Raw genomic sequence first — 16,566 nt, 5'->3', positions numbered from 1 at the left:
CTGCTCAAAGGGGTGAAGTGGTGAACCACCAGACCATCGGCGACCGTGCCGCGCACCTGTCGCCAGAGGATCTCGCCGCGCTGCGGGAGAACCTGCACGAACAGCTCCTGTTCCGCCAGGAACAGCTGCGGCAGATCGCCGCGCCGCCCCGCGCCGAGGATCTGCTCCGGCGCCGCTCCGCGGCACAGACCGAAGTACACGTCAAGGTCGCCGCCTCCGCGCGCATGGTCCTCGCCGACGTGGAGGCGGCGCTGCGGCGCATCGCCGAGGGCCGCTACGGCACCTGCCACCTGTGCCGCCGCCCCGTCGAACGCGAACGACTGATGATCGTTCCGCAGGCCCGCTACTGCGCACGGTGCCAGCAGGTGCGGGAGGCCGGACGATGACCGTCCTCCGCCGCTTCCGGTCCGGCTCCCCCGCCGGGCACCGGCACCGGCCCTGGCCGTCGTGCCGGCACTGCTGCGGCCTCGCCCTCGACCTGGGCAGCGCCCGCACCCGCGCCTGGATCGCCGGCCGCGGCCTGGTCCTCGACGTACCCACCATCACCTTCCCCGGTGCCGGGGCGGTGTACCCGATCCAGCGCGGCGCCATCGTCGACGTCCCGGGGACGGCCCGGATGCTCGACCGGCTGCTCAGCCATCGCCTGCCCCGCCTCACCCGCCCGCTGGTGGTGGTCACCGCGCCCGTGCTGGACGGCCCCGCCTACCGGGAGCGGGCCCGCACCGCCGTGGAGGTGCTGCGCCCGCGGGCGGTGCTGATCGTCCCCACCGCACGCGCCATCGCCCTGGCCGCGGACGCCGACCTCGCCCTGCCGCTGCTCGTGGTGGACATCGGCGCCCACCTCACCGAAGTGGTGCTCCTCCTCGACGGCCTGGTCTTCGATGCCCGCCGCACCGCCCTGGGCACCGCCGACCTCGCCGTTGCCGGCGCCACGGCGGAGATCGGCGAAGCCATCACCGCCATGATCACCTCAATGCTCCGGCAGGACCGCACGTCCCTCACCGCCGAGCCCTGGCCCGGGGAGCCCTGCTGGCCGGGGGCGGCGCCCTGCGCCCCGACCTCACTCGCCGGCTCATCGGCGGTACGCACGCGCCTCTGCGGGCCGTTCCCGCACCGCACACCGCGGCGATCCGCGGCGCCGCCAAGTTCCTCCAGGCCGCGCACCGCCATCCGTCGGCCAGTGGTACGTCCCCGCCCTGACCGGCCCGCTCCTTCGCTGTCCCGACCCCGCCGCCCCACCGGCCGGGGTCTCCGCTACGCCATCCCCCGACCCCGGAAGGAGAACCACCGTGTCCGGCGTGATACCCCCCGCGCAGCCGCCTCCCGACCCCCCGCACCACGGGCTCGCGCATCCCCTGTCGCTGTGGCGCTGGCGGCACAATCCGCTGTACCGGTGCACCGACCGTCTTCGGGGCCGGATCGCACTGGCGTTGTTGCTGCTCGTGCCGGTCCTGGGGCTCGGTGCCGCGTTCGCCACCGGTGACGCCGCCCACCGCCACTACCACGCGTCCGTCGAGCACCGGCGACAGGCCCTGAACCGCACCACCGCCGTCCTCACCCACGACGCCCCGGGTCATCCGGAGCCCGGATCGGCGGAGGCGAGGGAGAACCGCTACCCGGCCACGGTCCGCTTCACCGACCCGAACGGACGGACCCGCACCGCAGAGACCGATGTCCTTCCCGGGCTGAACGCGGGCAGCTCCGTCCACGTGTGGGTCGACGCGGACGGAGCGATCGCCGAGCCGCCCATGACCGCCGAACAGATCCGCAGCCGCACCATGGGCTGGGCGCTCGTCGCCTTCCTGACCGTGCTCCTCACCGGTGCCGCCGCCTACCGCTGCGCCGCCGTGGTCCTGCGCCGGCGCAATCTCGCCGAGTGGGACACCGAGTGGGCCGAGACCGCGCCACGCTGGACCACTTCCCCCTGAGCCACGGCCGACGGCAGTCGCGCCCCCGGCCCGAGAAGCCTTGTCCATGGGCCAGGGGCGCGACCTCGACGCCGGTGACGCGTCAGCCGTGGAGGGGGCCCTCGCAGGTGTAGTCCGACGTGCCCGCGCGCTGGTTGGACCAGATCTCCACCTCGCCGAACCAGCAGTTCATGTCGGTCAGGTTGTTGTCGCCGCCCGCGGCGCGGTCGAGTATGAAGTAGTCGACCGTCTCGGACATGTCCTCGAAGACCGCGTCCGTGTCTCCGGCATCGGTCAGGTTCGCGGTGATCCGGCCGGCGCAGACGAACCGGGGACGCTCCGGCGCTCCGGTGGCACGGCAGGTCGGGTCGGACGCGGTCATCGCGGTGAAGGAGGAGCGAATCTGGTCGGCCGTGGTGTCACGGAGCTCGCCCGGGGGCGTGTAGGTGGTGTGGGGCACGTACAAGTCGCCGACGTGGGCGATCCGTTCGTCGAGGAAACGGTCGTACGCGCTCTGGAGCCCCGCGTCCCCGCCGAGTCGGCCGCGCCAGGCGTCGAAGGCCGCCGGGTCGTCGGAGCGCAGGTCGCGGTACATCTCCCGCAGGAGGGAGGGGTGTTCGATCCACAGGAACTCGAAGAAGGTGCCCGCGTAGTCGTAGAAGCGGAAGCCGTCGCCGTCGTACGTCGCGTGCAGGAGCTGGTTCACGGTCATGCGCGGCCCGCCGCCGGCCGTGTCGTCGATGATCCCCTGGACCAGGGACTTGCGGACCCGGATGCCGTCGTCGCGGGTGGCGCCGTCGAAGAACTCGGCGGTGCCCTCGTCCATCGCGGTGGTCCGGTCGCCCTCGTACCAGGGTCCCTCGCCGAACAGTCCGGGCACCGCCCAGCGACCGTTGAGGTAGTGGGTGTACTCGTGGCGGAACAGCTCCTCCAGGGTCAGTGAGGAGTCCTGCGGTACGCGCCGCTGGTAGGTGTAGAAGGTCGCCCCCCTCTCGATGTAGACGCCGCCGTTGTTGGTGTCCATGCCGGTGAGGAGCGGGTGGAAGTTCTCGTAGTCGGCGCGGGAGCCGTACAGGACGACATGCAGCGTGGTGTTGGTGTCGTCCGCGAGGGGCGCGTCGGTGCCGAGCACCCGGTGGAACTGCGCCTTGACCTGCTTGCTCGCGTAGTACAGCTGGTCGACGGTGTCCCGGTCGAGGGCGGTGCGGACCTGGATGCCGTCGGTGCCGCCCGTGCCGTAGGTGTACGTGTACGGGAAGAGACGCCTCTCGATGTCGTCCTTGCACACGTGGTACGGGGCGCAGGCTTCGAACACCCCCAGCCAGGTGGCGACCTTCGCCCAGGGCGCGCTGCTGTCCCCGAAGTTGCGGGCGGTGGTGTCCAGGAGGGTGCCGAGGCCGGAGACGATCTCGTCGCGGAGCCCTTCGATCTGACCGAAGCGGCCGTACTCGCTGAGCGCGTCGCGCACCACCCAGGCGTTGGGCCCGTCCTTGAGGTGGGTGTGGCCGGCGAAGGAGCTGAAGGTCGCCCGGTATGAGGGGTCGGCCGTCACCGCGGCGTGGAAGGCGGCGTCCTTGTTGCCGGGATACACGCCGAGGTAGTTGACGGTGAGCGCCGCGAGGGCGGCTCCGGCCCAGGAGGTGTCCTGGGCGGTTTCGGGGTGCTGGGCGTCCATGGTGGCCAGCACCCGCTTGATCAGGGGCAGTTGGTGCTGACGCAGACCGGGGGCGGAGGCCGCGTCCAGGGCTTCGCGCAGGGTCTCGGCGTTGGGCCGGGTGGCGTCGAAGGTACGGGCGGCCGAGCCGAAGGCGTCGACCGCCCCGCGCATGGCGTTGACGGTCGGCGCGTCGGTGATGTCGATCTCGTCGTGTGAGAAGTCCTGGTACGCCACCGCGTGCAGATAGGTGAACATCTCCAGCAGATGGCTGCCGTCCTTGCCGTCGTGGGAGGCGGCTAGGTGGGTGATGCGGCGGGAGACGGCCTGGACATGCCCGTCCGACATGACGGGGACGAGTCGCTGGTCCCAGGTCCACAGGATGGAGCGCAGACAGCCGTCGGCGGTGACGGCGGGGTCGGCCAGGAAGTCGGCGAACGGCTCCGGGGACAGACCGGTGACGCCGTCCAGCGTGCAGGGCACGGATGCCTCGCCGAGTGTGGCGCGCGGAGTGACGGCACTGCCCCGGCCCTTCGGCTCGGGCGTTCGGGTGCCGGGGACACCGCCGCCGGTGAGGCCGCCGGGGGCGGGGACCTTACGTGCCCGGCCGGGGGCCTTGGCCAGGCGGTCGACCCTGTCGAAGGGGTCGGGCGAGGCGACCGGCCGTAACGCCGAAGGGCGCGCGGGAGCGGGGACGGCCGCGTGACCGGACGGGGTCGCCGTCACGCAGAGCGTCACCGCCACCAAGGCCGTGAGCAGACTTCCGCGCGTGGATCCGCGCGGGTTTCTCGACTGGAACACCGTTGGCTCCTGTGAGGGAGGTGGCGAGGGATATGGGGCAGCGGTGCCTCAGGGCCTGAACTGCCCTGTGGGGGGCTGCACATGAGAGCGCGTGGTGCCATGTGATGCGTAACGTAATAATGTGAAATTGCACAGGGTGCAAGGCTCTCGACGCGACGGATCGCGGAGAGCCTGTCAACGTACGGATCGAGGAGGACCGATGCACGATCCCCTGACCGGCGCACCTCGGACGGCCGGCCATGACCTGCCCGTCTCACCGGAGTTGGAGGTCTTCATGACGGGTGGCTGGGCGCCGTCCCCGCCGCCCGTGGACATCCGGCCGGCCGCCGCCGGCTTCACCGCCGCTCGCCGCGCCCGGCTGTCCGCCCGCTTCCCCGGCGAGCGGCTGATCATCCCCGCGGGAGAGCTGAAGGTCCGCTCGAACGACTGCGACCACCGCTTCCGGCCGTACAGCGCGTACGCCTGGCTCACCGGTCTGACCGGCGAGGAGCAGGCCGGGCATGTCCTGGTCCTGGAGCCGGACGGGCCGCACCGGCATGAGGCGGTCCTGTATGCGCGGCCCCGCTCGCCGCGCACCGATGACGGCTTCTACCGGGACCGGCGCTACGGCGAGTTCTGGGTCGGCCGGCGCCCCGACCTCGACGAGACCGCGCGGATGACCGGCATCCGCTGTGCCGTCATCGGCGACCGGACGGAGCTGCCGCCGGGCCGTGACGCCACGGTCGACGCCGAACTGTCCGCGGCCTTGAGCGAGTTGAGGCTGATCAAGGATGCCTGGGAAGTGGGGCAGCTGGAGCTCGCCGTGGACCACACGGTCGCCGGTTTCGAGGACGTGGTGCGCGCCCTCCCCCGCGCCCTCGCCCACCCGCGCGGCGAGCGCTGGATCGAGGGCGTCTTCGGTCTGCGCGCCCGCGCGGAGGGCAATGGCACCGGCTACGAGACCATCGTGGCGTCCGGTGCCCACGCCTGCGTCCTGCACTGGATACGGAACGACGGGCCCCTGGACGCACGGCGGTTGCTGCTCCTGGACGCGGGCGTGGAGACGGACACCCTCTACACCGCCGACATCACGCGCACCCTCCCGCTCTCCGGGCGGTTCTCCCCCGTGCAACGGCAGGTGTACGACCTCGTGCTCGCCGCCCAGGACGCGGGCATCGCGGCGCTCAGGCCGGGCGCGAGCTTCCGCGATTTCCACCGGGCCGCGATGCGCGTGATCGCGGAAGGGCTCACCGAATGGGGTGTGCTCAAAAGCCCCGAGGGTGACTTCCACCGTCGCTACACCCTGTGCAGCAGCGGACACATGCTCGGGCTCGACGTCCACGACTGCGCCCAGGCACGGGCGGAGACCTATCTGGACGGGGTACTGGCGGAGGGTCAGGTGCTGACGGTCGAGCCCGGCCTCTACCTCCAGGCCGACGACGAGACGCTCCCGGACGAACTGCGGGGCATCGGGGTGCGCATCGAGGACGACCTGGTCATCACGGCCGAAGGAGCACGGCTGATGTCGGGTGCGCTACCTCGCACCCCGGACGCGATCGAGGCGTGGATGGGAGAGCTGATCGAGGGTCGCTGAATCGGAGCGGCAGCCGCGTCCGCACACGGGTACCCGGAGAACGACGCCCGCGAGAACAACATGACATTGTACTCTGGTGATCCTCTCGGCCGTGAAGGCACGGGACACGAAGGGAACACCAACCGCCATGGGCCACCTCAAGCAGCGCAACCTCATCACCACCAGGGAGCGGCTGCGCGACCAGGTGGCCCATGCCCTGCGCGCCGCGCTGATCTCCGGGGAACTGCGCCCCGGCGAGGTCTACTCGGCGCCCGGTCTGGCCGAGGACTTCGGAATCTCCGCGACGCCGGTGCGCGAGGCGATGCTCGACCTGGCCCGCGAGGGCCTCGTCGAGCCGGTACGCAACAAGGGCTTCCGGGTCACCGAGGTCAACGAGCGCGACCTCGACCAGTACACCGAGATCCGCGCTCTGATCGAGGTCCCCATGATCGGCCGGATCACCCGCGGCGCCGCCCGCGAGGATCTGGAGGCGCTGCGCCCGGTGGCGGAGGAGATCGTGCGCGCCGCGCGCGAGCACGACCTCATCGGCTATCTGGAGGCCGACCGTCAGTTCCATCTGTCCCTGCTCGCGCTCGGCGGAAACGACCGGCTCGTAGAAACCGTGGGCGACCTGCGGAAACGCTCACGGCTGTACGGACTGACCACACTGGACGAGCGCGACCAGCTGATCCCGTCCGCAGAAGAGCACATCGAACTCCTCGACCTGATGGTCTCCGGTGACGTGACGGGCGCCGAGGCGTGCATGGCCCGCCACCTCGGCCATGTGCGCTCGCTGTGGGCCAAGGGCGCGACAGGTCCGGGCACCTGACCGGCTGCCCCGAGGGCAGCCGGTCCACGGCCGCTCAGCTCTCGGGCGCGTCCCCGAAGTCGGGGATCTCCAACCGGACTCCGCCCTGCCGCGCTGACTCGTGCGCCACGATGCCCGGCAGGGTGTAGCGGGCCGCGACCCATGCGTTCACGGAGGGCAGTGTGCGGGTGTTGACCGCGTTCACGAAGTCGTCCACCAGGAAGTGGTGGCTTCCCTCGTGCCCGTTGTGCAGGTGGTCGAACTCCCGGGGCAGCCGCGACCGGTCGTGCACGGGCGCGGAACCCGAAGTGAAGGCGGCGCGCAGGGCAGGCGCGATGTGCTCGAGCGACGGGTCATCGGGAGCCAGTGTCGGCTTGGGTTCCAGCAGCTCCGTGATGTCCTTGACCCCCTCCTTGTCCTGCCAGAAGCTCACCGTGGCGAGCTGTTCCATGCTCGCGTCCGTCCCGAAGAACCGGAAACGCGATTCGCGGATGTGCGAGGGATAGCCGACCCGCCGGAACTCGTTCGTACGGAACGAGCCGCCACCCGCTACCTCGAACAGCGCGGTGGCGTTGGAAATGTCGTTCCCGAACTGGCTGATCTCCTGGTCGAAGACGCCGTCCCCGCGATCGTCCTTCACTCCGATCGCCGACACGCTCACCGCGTGCGTCTGCCAGGCGCCGAGGACCCCGCCGACGGAGTGCGTCGGGTAGAGCAGCGGCGGATAGCTGGCGGTCGCCTTCCAGTTCTCGCCGCCGCTGTACTGATATGCCTCGTAGAAGCCGAGGTCCATGTCGTGTACGTAGTCGCCCTCGGCGTAGAAGAGCCGTCCGAAGGCGCCGTCGGCGATCTGGTCGCGGGCGTGCACGGTCGCCGGGTTGTACTGGCTCGTCTCACCCATCATGTACGTCAGGCCGGTGGCGCGTACGGTCTCGATGATCGCCGCTATCTCCTCGCGGCTGATCGCCATCGGTACCGCCGAGTACACGTGTTTTCCGGCGTTCAGACCCTGGAGTACGAGCGGGCCGTGTGTCCAGCGCTGGGTGAAGATGGCCACCGCGTCGACCGCCTTCGACTCCAGCATCGCCTCGTACGAGGGGAAGGTTCCCGACAGTCCTTCCGTGGCGGCCAGTTCCTCCGCCCGCTCGGGCAGCAGATCGGTGACGTGGACATCGCCGACGCCCGGGTGGGCGAGGAACAGCTTGGCGAACTGGCCGGAGAACTGCCCGGCGCCGACGATGCCGAGGGAGAACGTCATGCGGCAATGCCTTTCATGAAGTCGTGGAGAGTTCACTGATCGAAAATGAAGTTGATCTGGCTGTTGGTCGTGTCGAGGCCGCTCGCGGGCGCGCCGCCCCCGTAGAGGTCCTGCATCGCGGGGCGCATGAGCGCATACACGTCAGCGGCGTAGTTGGTGATCGGGAACGAGAAGGTCGTGAAGTCCTTCTTGTCCGCCACCGGCTGGGTGAAGGCCGTGGTGTCGATTCCCTTTTTCCCGTAGGCGGCGACGGCGGCCCTGGTGCCGGCCGGGGTGGCGGGGAAGACAACCCCGTATTTGCCGACGGCGGTCTGGCACGCGTCGGAGGCCAGGTACTTCACCCACTTCCTGGCGCCGTCCTTGTTGCGGGCGTCCTTGGAGATCGAGTCCGCCAGGCCGTTCATCATCGTGGCCCGCTTGCCGGTGGGGCCGACCGGGGTGCGGGCGGTGCCGACGTCCAGGCCCTTGGCCCCGTAGTACGTCGAGAGCATCCAGGCGCCGTCGAAGGCTGTCGCGGCCTTACCCGCGGCCACCTGCGCGTTGGGCGGGTTCGCTTGATCACCGTAGACCTCGAGCGGTGCGAGGTACCCCTTCTTCGCCAGGCTGAAGTACCACTTGACGGCGGACTGGAAGGTGGGGCTGTCGTAGTTGTACTTCGTGCCCCACCGCTTCTTGTCGGTGTAGGACCAGCCCGCGGAGCCGGTGAAGGGGCTCCACTGGGTCTGGCCGTTGTCGTCGCCCGCGCCTCCGGTGGCCAATCCGTAGACCTTGACGTGGTGCTTGTCGAAGCCCGGTTCGTCGCCCCGCTTGCCGTTCCTGTCGATGGTGAGGTGCGCGATGGCCTTCTCGAACGTGCCGCCGTCCTCGGGGTTCCAGGAGAGGGCGTTGAGTTTCCCGGCGGAGATCCCGGCCGCCTTGGCCATCTTCTTGTTGTAGAAGAGGGCGACCGTGTCCCAGTCCTTCGGGGCACCGTAGCGGTGGCCGTCCTCGCCGATCCAGTTGTCGGCGAGCCCCGGCTGGTAGTCGGACTTCTCGATGCCCAGGTCGTCGAGCGGTTGCAGCACCTTCAGGTCGCTGAACTGCCCGAACTTCTGGATATGGTCGGTGAACACGTCCGGCTGGGTGCCCGCGATGAAGCTCGCGGTGAGCTTGGTCCAGTAGGCGTCGAAGCCTATCTGGGTGATCTTGACCTTCAGGCCCGGGTTCTCCCTCTCGAAGCCCTTCGCGCAGGCCCGGTAGGCGGGAAGCTGATTGGTGTCCCACATCCAGTACGTCACCGTGTGCGCGGACGACCCGGCGGATCCGCCCTTCGCGCATCCGGTCACCAGGGACAGCGCCAGCGCTCCGGTCAGCGCCACGACCGTACGGAATCGCATCTGATGTCCCCCTACTTGAGCCCGGTGAAGGCGATGGAGCTGACGATGCGGCGCGCGAAGAGACCGAAGAGCACGAGCATCGGGATCGCGGCGATGAGGGTCGCCGCCATGAGCCCGGACCAGTCGGTGCCGGTCTGCGGGGTCTGTGCCCGGAAGGTGGCCAGCGCCACCGTCAGGACACGCGAACTGTCGCTGTACGACACCATCAGCGGCCAGAAGTAGTCGTTCCAGGACGTGATGTAGGTCAGGACGGCCAGGGTGACGATGGGGGTGGCCGCCATCGGCAGGAGCACCCGGAAGAAGATCCGCACCTTTCCGGCGCCGTCGAGCAGCGCCGCCTCCTCGACCTCCCGTGGCACGTTCATGAAGAACTGCCGCAGGAAGAACACCGCGAACGGGGTCATGAACATCGTCGGCAAGGCGATCCCGAGCAGCGTGTCCACCAGGCCGAGTTGCTTGATGAGCACGAAGTTCGGCAGCAGGGTGAAGATGGCGGGCACCATCAGACCGGCCAGGAAGAGCCCGAACACCTTGTCCCGGCCGCGCCACTTGAGGCGTGCGAACGCGTACGCGGCCATCGCGGAGAAGAAGACCTGGCACACGGTGATCAAGGTCGAGAGCATCACCGAGTTGAGCAGATAACGCCAGAAGACCAACCCGTCGCCCGCACCGCCCTGTGCGATCGCCTCCTCGGCGGACTGTAGGCCGAGGGCCCGTTCGAAGCCACCGACGGTGAAGTCCACCGGCAGGGGATTGGCGGGGTCGCCGGCCAGCGCGGAATTGGAGGAGAGCGCGGTGCGCAGGATCCAGTAGAAGGGCAGCAGAGTGATGAGGACGATCAGGCCCATCACGGTCCAGGCCATGGCCCGTCCGGGAGTGGGCCCGCGCCGGACGCGCCGGACGCTCGGTGTCGCTGTGGTCATGGCAACCATGCCGGTTCTTCCCCTCCGTCAGCCGAGATCGGTCTGGCCGGCCCGGGTGAGCCGGTACTGGACGATGGTGATCACGCTGAGCACGACCAGCAGGGCGACGGACATCGCGGACGCGTAGCCGAACTGGAAGCGGCCGAAGGCGGCGCCGTAGATGTAGTACTGGAGCACATTGGTCGCGTTCGCGGGACCGCCCGCGGTGGTCACCGCGACGGTGTCGAAGACCTGGAACGAACCGATCACGGTCATGATGAGCACGACCGCGAGCACCGGCCGCAGCAGTGGCATCGTGATCCGCCAGAACATCCGCCACTCGCTCGCGCCGTCGACCCTGGCCGCCTCGTACATGTCGTTCGGTATCGCCTGGAGGCCCGCGAAGAGGAGAAGCGCGGTGTAGCCGACGTGCCGCCAGACGTTGATCAGGGCGATGGTGGGGATCGCCCAGGTCTCGTCGGCGAGGAAGGGAACGCGGTCGAAGCCGAGACCCTGGAGGATCTCGTTGCCGATGCCCATCTGGGTGTCGAGGATCCACAGCCAGACGATGCCGGCGACGACGTTCGACATCAGATACGGGGTGAGCACGATGCCCCGCAGTACGGCCGACCGCGTCAACCGCTGGAGCAGAACCGCGATGGCGAGGGCCGCGACCGTCTGCACCCCGATGTTGATGGCCACGTACTCGACCGTGACCGCCAGCGAGCGCCAGAAGACGGGGTCGCGGATCATCCTGTCGTAGTTGTCGAGGCCGACCCACTCGGCCGGAGTCAGCAGATTGAAGCGGGTGAAGCTCAGATAGATGCCTCGCAGCGTCGGCCAGAGCAGGAAGACCAGGAAGCCGAACAGGGCGGGGGCGATGAAGACGGCCGCGAGGGCTCCGTCGTCACCGGCTCCCCGGCCTCTGCGGGTCTTGGGTTTCGATGTGGCTTCCTCGGCACGGCGCAGGGGCAGGCGCGAAGGAGGGCTGCTGGAGGCGACGGTCATCAGGAGGCTCTTTCGTCTGCGGCTCGTCCTCAGGTGGACACTTACTTTTGACGCGGAAGAATCCAGCCGTCAAGAGTTGTGCAAGCGTCTTCTGAGGCGACGCATGATGTCGTAGAGTGACAGAATTACTTCTGAAGCGAAAGAAAAGCATGGAGGAGTCGGCCCCTGATGACCACACTTGACGCCAGTTGGCTGCCGCTGAGTCCCGGGGAACGCGCGGTGGCGATCGAGGTGCTCGTGCACGGTCCGCTGTCGCGCGCCGAACTCGCCCGTCGGCTGAACCTCTCGGCGGGCAGCCTCACCCGGCTGACCAAGCCGCTGATCGAATCGGGTCTGCTGGTCGAGAAGGGCACCGAGGGTGCGGCATTGGCGGAGGTGCGCCAGGGACGGCCCTCGCAGCCGCTGGACATGGTCGCCGAGTCCCGGCTCTTCATCGGCTTCAAGATCACCGAGGACATGGTGTACGGGGTTGTCACCACGCTCCGCAGCGACATCATGGCCCGCGACGAGCGGCCGCTGACCACACACGAGCCCGCGGCGATCATCGATCTGCTGCGCGAGATGACGCAGGAGTTCACCCGGGCGCATCCCCGGGCAGCCGGGATAGGCATCGGGGTGGGGGCCGGTGTCCGGGACCGCTCGGTCGTCATCCGGTCGCCCTTCCTCGACTGGGACGAGGTGCCGCTGGCCGAACTGGTCGAGGAGCGGACGGGGCTGCCGACGGTCGTCGAGAACGACGTGGCGGCGCTGGTCGAGGCCGAGTGCTGGTTCGGCGCGGGCCGCGGCCTCGACCGGTTCGCGGTGCTCACCATCGGGGCCGGACTGGGTTACGGACTGGTCAGCGGCGGCAGGAGGGTGGTCTCTTCCGAGGACGGTCTGAGCCTCGGCCGGGGACGGCACTGGATGGTCGATCCCCACGGGCCGCTCACCCCGTACGGAGAACGCGGCAGCGCCGTCTCCCTGCTGACCATCCCCAGCATCCGCTACCAGCTCCATGCCGCCACCGGCCGGGAGATGACGTACGAGGAGATCCTCGGCCTCGCCGCCGATGGCGAGCCCATGGCCGCCCGGGTCGTGAACGAGGCGGCCCGGGCCCTCGGCACGATCGTTTCCCAGATCGCCAATTTCGCGATGCCCCAGAAGATCCTGCTGGCCGGCGAGGGGGTGGGCCTGGTCGACGTGGCCGGGGCGGCGGTGGAGGAGGCCATCCTCGCCAACCGCCATCCCCAGGCCGACAAGGTCAACCTCGAAACCAAGGTTTCCGACTTCCACGACTGGGCCCGCGGCGCCGCCGTCCTGGCTATCCAGGTGCTGGTCCTGGGCTCGGCGTAGGCAGGACGCCGCGTCTTCGGAGTGGCTCGCGGCGATGACGGCGTCCGCGCAACGGTCGCGGCCACCGGGCCGCGACCGTTGTCATCGCCGGGTCAGTCGTGCGGTGTGGTTTCGGCTCGCCGCTCCGGAGCGGGCGTGGCCGTCGGCTTCTTGTGCGGGCTGAACAGGAAACAGCACAGGGCGGCGGCCACCAGGACCACGGCGCATGCCATGAGGGCGGTCTGCATGGCGTTGACGAAGCCGGTGGCGAACGTGTCGGCGGTGACGCGTTCGTACAGGCCGGCCGTGGCGGGGTTCAGGCCGTCGGGCGGCGTGGGCGGACGGTAGTCATGTGCGGCGGCGGTGCTGCGGTCGATGAACTGGGCACGCAGATCCTCCGGTAGCCGACCGGCCCGTTTCCCGGCCTCGCCGCGCAGGGTCGAGGAGAGACGGGCCGACAGCAGGGCGCCCAGTACGGCGGTGCCGAGGACACCGCCGATCTGCCGGGTGGTGCTGGAGACTCCGGAGGCCGCCCCGGCCAGCCGGGGATCGACACCGTCCATGGTGGCCTGCTGCAATGGCGCGAACGTGGCGCCGCTGGCGATCCCGATGATGGTCAGACCGGGCAGCAGGCTCCATGCGCCGCTGCCGGGGCCGACCATGGCGACCAGCACCAGCAGGCCGACGGCCAGCAGCGTCATCCCCGTCAGCAGGACGTACTTACCGCCGAACGTGTCCGACAGCCGCCCGGCGTACATCGAGCCGACGGCGGTGAGCACGGCGTTCGGCAGCACCACCAGGCCGGTCTCCAGCGCCGAGTACCCGCATACCATCTGCAAGTACAGCACCAGCACGAACATGATGCCGATCATGCCCAGTTGGAAGACGAACCCGACCCAGTTGCCGACCGCGAAGTTGCGCGCGCGGAACAGGGCCAGTGGCATCAGCGGCTCGTCCCGCTGCCGGTGCTGCCGGAGGACGAACACCGCCAGCAGCGCGACGCCGGCGACGATGACCGAGGTGATGCTGATCGGCCCGGTGATGGTGCCCCAGTCGTAGCGTTCTCCCTCGATCAGGCCGAACACGATGCCGCTCAGCCCGGCGGTGGCCAGCGCGACACCGGCCAGGTCGAGTCGGTGTCGGCGTTCCGAGCGCATGGGCGGGGCGAAGGTCAGCGCCAGTACGGCGGTGGCGATCCCGATCGGTACGTTGATGAAGAAGATCCAGCGCCAGCTGAGGTGGGCGAGCAGGAAACCACCGAGGACCGGGCCGACGATCGGGGCGAAGCCGACGATCGCCCCGAACAGGCCGAACGCCCTGCCACGCAGTCGTGGCGGGAAGATCGTCAGGATCGACGAGATGACCTGCGGGAACAGCAGCGCGCCGCCCACTCCCTGGACCAGCCGGGCGGCCAGCAGTTGGGGCGGTGAACCGGCCAGCCCGCACAGCGCCGAGGCGATGGTGAAGACGATGATGCCGATCACGTACAGCCGCCGGTATCCGAAGATGTCGCCCAGCCGCCCGGTGGTGATCAGCAGCACCGAGAAGAGGAGCAGATAGCCGTCGATGACCCACAGCACCTGGTCGTAGGAGGCGTCCATGCTGTGGATCAGCGTGGGGATGGCTACGTTGACGATGGATCCGTCGAGCAACGACATGAAGAAGCCGATGCACATGATCGCGAGAACCAGCCACGGACGCCGCGTGGTGGGTTGCTCGGGGGATTTGACTTCCGGCACTCCGGAGACCTCCCTGAGGGGAACCGTCTGCGGGGCGGTGACACGGACCAGGCCGCTGATGCCGGAAAGGCGATATGGCTGGAACACGGTCCCGGGCAGATCCCCCGGGGCTCGGATGGAACCAGAAGGGCCGACACGCGTCGCCACCATCACAGAACACCCTTTTCCAGGATGTGATGAGTGACTTCCACCTTCCCCGTGTCATCGGGACCCGGGTGAAGCTGGTTGGCGAGGCGGAATGCCCAACGGTGAGAAGCCGGTTGGGAGCTTAACACACCGTATTCGGCCCGCACCTACGGGAGATGACCCGGACGGCGACGCGCTCGATCCCTTCGTGGCGGATGTGGATCAGGAGGGGGTGGCGGGGACTCGGAAGTAATGGCCCTTGTCGAGGTCTTCGAGGAGGCCGGGGTGGGTCGGCCGCCAATCCAGCAGTTCGCGGGTCAGGGCGTTCGACGCCGCGACGTCCTGGCCGAGGAAGCCGCCGAGCCAGGTGAAGTGCTCGGCCGCGGCCTCGGGGGCCACAGGGGCCACCGGTACCTCGAGGTGACGGCCGATCACCTCGGCGATGTCCCGGATCGGGACACCCTCCTCCGCGACACCGTGCAACACCGATCCCGCCGGGGCCTTCTCGACCGCCAGGCGGAACAGCCGTGCGGCGTCGAGGCGGTGGACGGCCGGCCAGCGGTTGGCGCCGTCGCCGATGTGGCCGGAGACACCCCTGGCCCGGGCGATGGCGACCAGGGCCGCCATAAAGCCGTTGTCCCCCTCACCGTGGCAGGTCGGAGACAGTCGCACCACGGACGAGCGCACACCTCGCGAGGCGAGTGCGAGCACCGCCTGGGCGGTGGCCGACCGGACCGAGACCGGCGAACCGTCGATCGTGGGCGTGTCCCGCTCGGTCGCCACCCGCCCGGGCGCGAGGCCGACCAGGCCGGAGGCGAGGACGAAGGGGCGGCCGGTGCCGGAGAGCGCGTCGCCGAAGGTGTCAACGGCGCGGCGGTCGGCCTCGGCGGCACCCTGGAAGTCGCCGGTGAAGGCGATGTCGTGCTTGAAGGCGAGATGGATCACACCGTCCGACGCGGCGGCGGCGCTCCCCAGGACGTCGAGGTCGTCAACGGTGCCGCGGACCACTTCCGCCCCGGCGGCGGTGAGGGCGGCGGCGGAGGTGTCGGAGCGGGCGAGCCCGACAATCTGGTGCCCCGAGCCGATGAGCTCGGGAACGACTGCGGAGCCGATCCAACCGGACGCACCGGTTACGAAGACGCGCATGAGGGATACTCCGAATCATCGATGTCAGTGACTGTCATCAGACCTTAGCACCTGATGTCAGTCACTGCCATCGCGGTAGGATCCCAGCATGGGTAGATGGGAGCCGAACGCGCGCGGACGCCTGGCGAAGGCGGCGTTGGAGCTCTATGGCGAGCTCGGCTACGAACAGACCACGGTGGCGGAGATCGCCAAACGGGCCGGCCTCACCGAGCGGACCTTCTTCCGGCACTACGCCGACAAGCGCGAGGTGCTGTTCGACGGTTCGAGCGCGTTGCAGGAGCTGTTTGTGGCCGCCGTCGCCGAGGCGCCGGAGTCCGTGGCGCCGATCGACGCGATAACGGCGGGGCTCGACGCGGTCTCCACGGCGTTCGAGGGTCGGCGCGAGCACGCCCGGCAGCGCCAGGCCGTCATCGTGGCGAACGCGGAACTCCGGGAGCGCGAGCTGATCAAGCTCGCCTCGATGTCAGCCGCGCTCGCCGACGCCCTGCGCCGACGTGGTGTCGCGGAACCGGCCGCGAGCCTGACCGCCGAGGCGGCGGTCGCCGTCTTCAAGGTCGGCTTCGAGCTCTGGCTCACGGCACCGGAGGAACGTGAGATGTCGCGGTTGATGCGGGAATCGCTGGACGAACTCAAGGCCGTGACCGCGCGCGACTAGGCATCGTCCCGGCTGCCGACACGCCCCGTCACGCTCTGTGGATAGTACTTCCACTAGTTGTGTCCACAGAACATCATCTTTTCCCCTCCGCGTTGTTAGCCTGCTTGTCCATGGAGGGCTTCCGCACGCTCACACCATGGTTCGCAGGCCGATTGACCCTGCCGTGGCGGCAGCCGCCACGGGACACCTTCCGCGCGGCGGACTCCCGTCGGCGCCCAGCGCGCTGCCGGACGCACCTGACCGGCATGTAGGCCCCGCGGCCTGAGCCGGATTCCCGAACCGCGACCACTGGCGGACCCCGAAACCCTGGCCGGCGGATCCGT

The 16,566-nt window shown here is 69.4% G+C and carries 13 protein-coding genes and 1 pseudogene; 7 read left to right on the top strand and 7 right to left on the bottom strand.

What is annotated here, in order from left to right; genetic code table 11:
* Nucleotides 1-17: 17 nt before the first annotated feature.
* From ACJX2R_RS47495 to ACJX2R_RS47485, 3 genes and pseudogenes are all read left to right on the top strand, one after another.
* Nucleotides 18-386: a TraR/DksA family transcriptional regulator gene (locus ACJX2R_RS47495; protein WP_262697831.1), complete on the top strand. Its 369-nt coding sequence runs from the start codon at nucleotides 18-20 to the stop codon at nucleotides 384-386.
* A pseudogene (locus tag ACJX2R_RS47490) lies at nucleotides 383-1,200 on the top strand (rod shape-determining protein). The gene ACJX2R_RS47495 and the pseudogene ACJX2R_RS47490 overlap by 4 nt, the downstream one beginning before the upstream one ends.
* A gap of 242 nt (nucleotides 1,201-1,442) precedes the next feature.
* Complete coding sequence (locus tag ACJX2R_RS47485) at nucleotides 1,443-1,928, top strand: hypothetical protein (protein WP_413106133.1); 486 nt, start codon at nucleotides 1,443-1,445, stop codon at nucleotides 1,926-1,928.
* 82 nt (nucleotides 1,929-2,010) lie between these two features.
* On the opposite strand, the gene ACJX2R_RS47480 is transcribed toward ACJX2R_RS47485, so the two are convergent.
* Nucleotides 2,011-4,362 carry a collagenase gene (locus tag ACJX2R_RS47480; protein ID WP_413105205.1) on the bottom strand — a complete coding sequence of 784 codons (2,352 nt, stop codon included), beginning with the start codon at nucleotides 4,360-4,362 and terminating at the stop codon, nucleotides 2,011-2,013.
* A gap of 199 nt (nucleotides 4,363-4,561) precedes the next feature.
* On the opposite strand from ACJX2R_RS47480, the gene ACJX2R_RS47475 reads away from it, so the two are divergent.
* Nucleotides 4,562-5,935, top strand: coding sequence for an aminopeptidase P family protein (locus tag ACJX2R_RS47475; protein ID WP_413105204.1), 1,374 nt, complete (start codon nucleotides 4,562-4,564; stop codon nucleotides 5,933-5,935).
* Nucleotides 5,936-6,062: 127 nt separating this feature from the next.
* Entirely contained in the window at nucleotides 6,063-6,743 is a 681-nt protein-coding gene (locus ACJX2R_RS47470) for a GntR family transcriptional regulator (protein ID WP_413106132.1), read from the top strand.
* Nucleotides 6,744-6,777: 34 nt separating this feature from the next.
* Here the strand turns inward: ACJX2R_RS47470 and ACJX2R_RS47465 are convergent, their stop codons facing one another.
* From ACJX2R_RS47465 to ACJX2R_RS47450, 4 genes are read right to left on the bottom strand one after another with little or no spacing between them, the layout of a single operon-like run.
* Nucleotides 6,778-7,980: a Gfo/Idh/MocA family protein gene (locus ACJX2R_RS47465; protein ID WP_413105203.1), complete on the bottom strand. Its 1,203-nt coding sequence runs from the start codon at nucleotides 7,978-7,980 to the stop codon at nucleotides 6,778-6,780.
* 32 nt (nucleotides 7,981-8,012) lie between these two features.
* A complete protein-coding gene (locus ACJX2R_RS47460; protein ID WP_413105202.1) occupies nucleotides 8,013-9,356 on the bottom strand; it encodes an ABC transporter substrate-binding protein in 1,344 nt (447 codons plus the stop codon).
* An 11-nt stretch (nucleotides 9,357-9,367) separates the two neighbouring features.
* Nucleotides 9,368-10,279: a carbohydrate ABC transporter permease gene (locus ACJX2R_RS47455; protein WP_371105926.1), complete on the bottom strand. Its 912-nt coding sequence runs from the start codon at nucleotides 10,277-10,279 to the stop codon at nucleotides 9,368-9,370.
* 27 nt (nucleotides 10,280-10,306) lie between these two features.
* Nucleotides 10,307-11,266, bottom strand: coding sequence for a carbohydrate ABC transporter permease (locus ACJX2R_RS47450; protein ID WP_413105201.1), 960 nt, complete (start codon nucleotides 11,264-11,266; stop codon nucleotides 10,307-10,309).
* Between the two features lie 168 nt (nucleotides 11,267-11,434).
* Between ACJX2R_RS47450 and ACJX2R_RS47445 the strand changes: the two genes are divergently transcribed.
* Nucleotides 11,435-12,598 (top strand): ROK family protein, encoded by a 1,164-nt coding sequence (locus ACJX2R_RS47445; protein WP_413105200.1) that lies wholly within the window; start codon nucleotides 11,435-11,437, stop codon nucleotides 12,596-12,598.
* A 92-nt stretch (nucleotides 12,599-12,690) separates the two neighbouring features.
* Here the strand turns inward: ACJX2R_RS47445 and ACJX2R_RS47440 are convergent, their stop codons facing one another.
* Complete coding sequence (locus ACJX2R_RS47440; RefSeq protein ID WP_413105199.1) at nucleotides 12,691-14,316, bottom strand: DHA2 family efflux MFS transporter permease subunit; 1,626 nt, start codon at nucleotides 14,314-14,316, stop codon at nucleotides 12,691-12,693.
* Nucleotides 14,317-14,664: 348 nt separating this feature from the next.
* Nucleotides 14,665-15,588, bottom strand: a complete 924-nt coding sequence (locus ACJX2R_RS47435; RefSeq protein ID WP_413105198.1) for an SDR family oxidoreductase — start codon at nucleotides 15,586-15,588, stop codon at nucleotides 14,665-14,667.
* 88 nt (nucleotides 15,589-15,676) lie between these two features.
* Between ACJX2R_RS47435 and ACJX2R_RS47430 the strand changes: the two genes are divergently transcribed.
* Nucleotides 15,677-16,243 (top strand): TetR/AcrR family transcriptional regulator, encoded by a 567-nt coding sequence (locus ACJX2R_RS47430; RefSeq protein ID WP_413105197.1) that lies wholly within the window; start codon nucleotides 15,677-15,679, stop codon nucleotides 16,241-16,243.
* The last annotated feature ends 323 nt before the right edge of the window (nucleotides 16,244-16,566 follow it).

This window comes from Streptomyces sp. Inha503, from assembly GCF_047215865.1.
GTDB lineage: Bacteria > Actinomycetota > Actinomycetes > Streptomycetales > Streptomycetaceae > Streptomyces > Streptomyces lycopersici.
The sequence above is the reverse complement of the archived record's forward strand: the minus strand, read 5'-3'. Positions and strand labels throughout refer to the sequence as shown.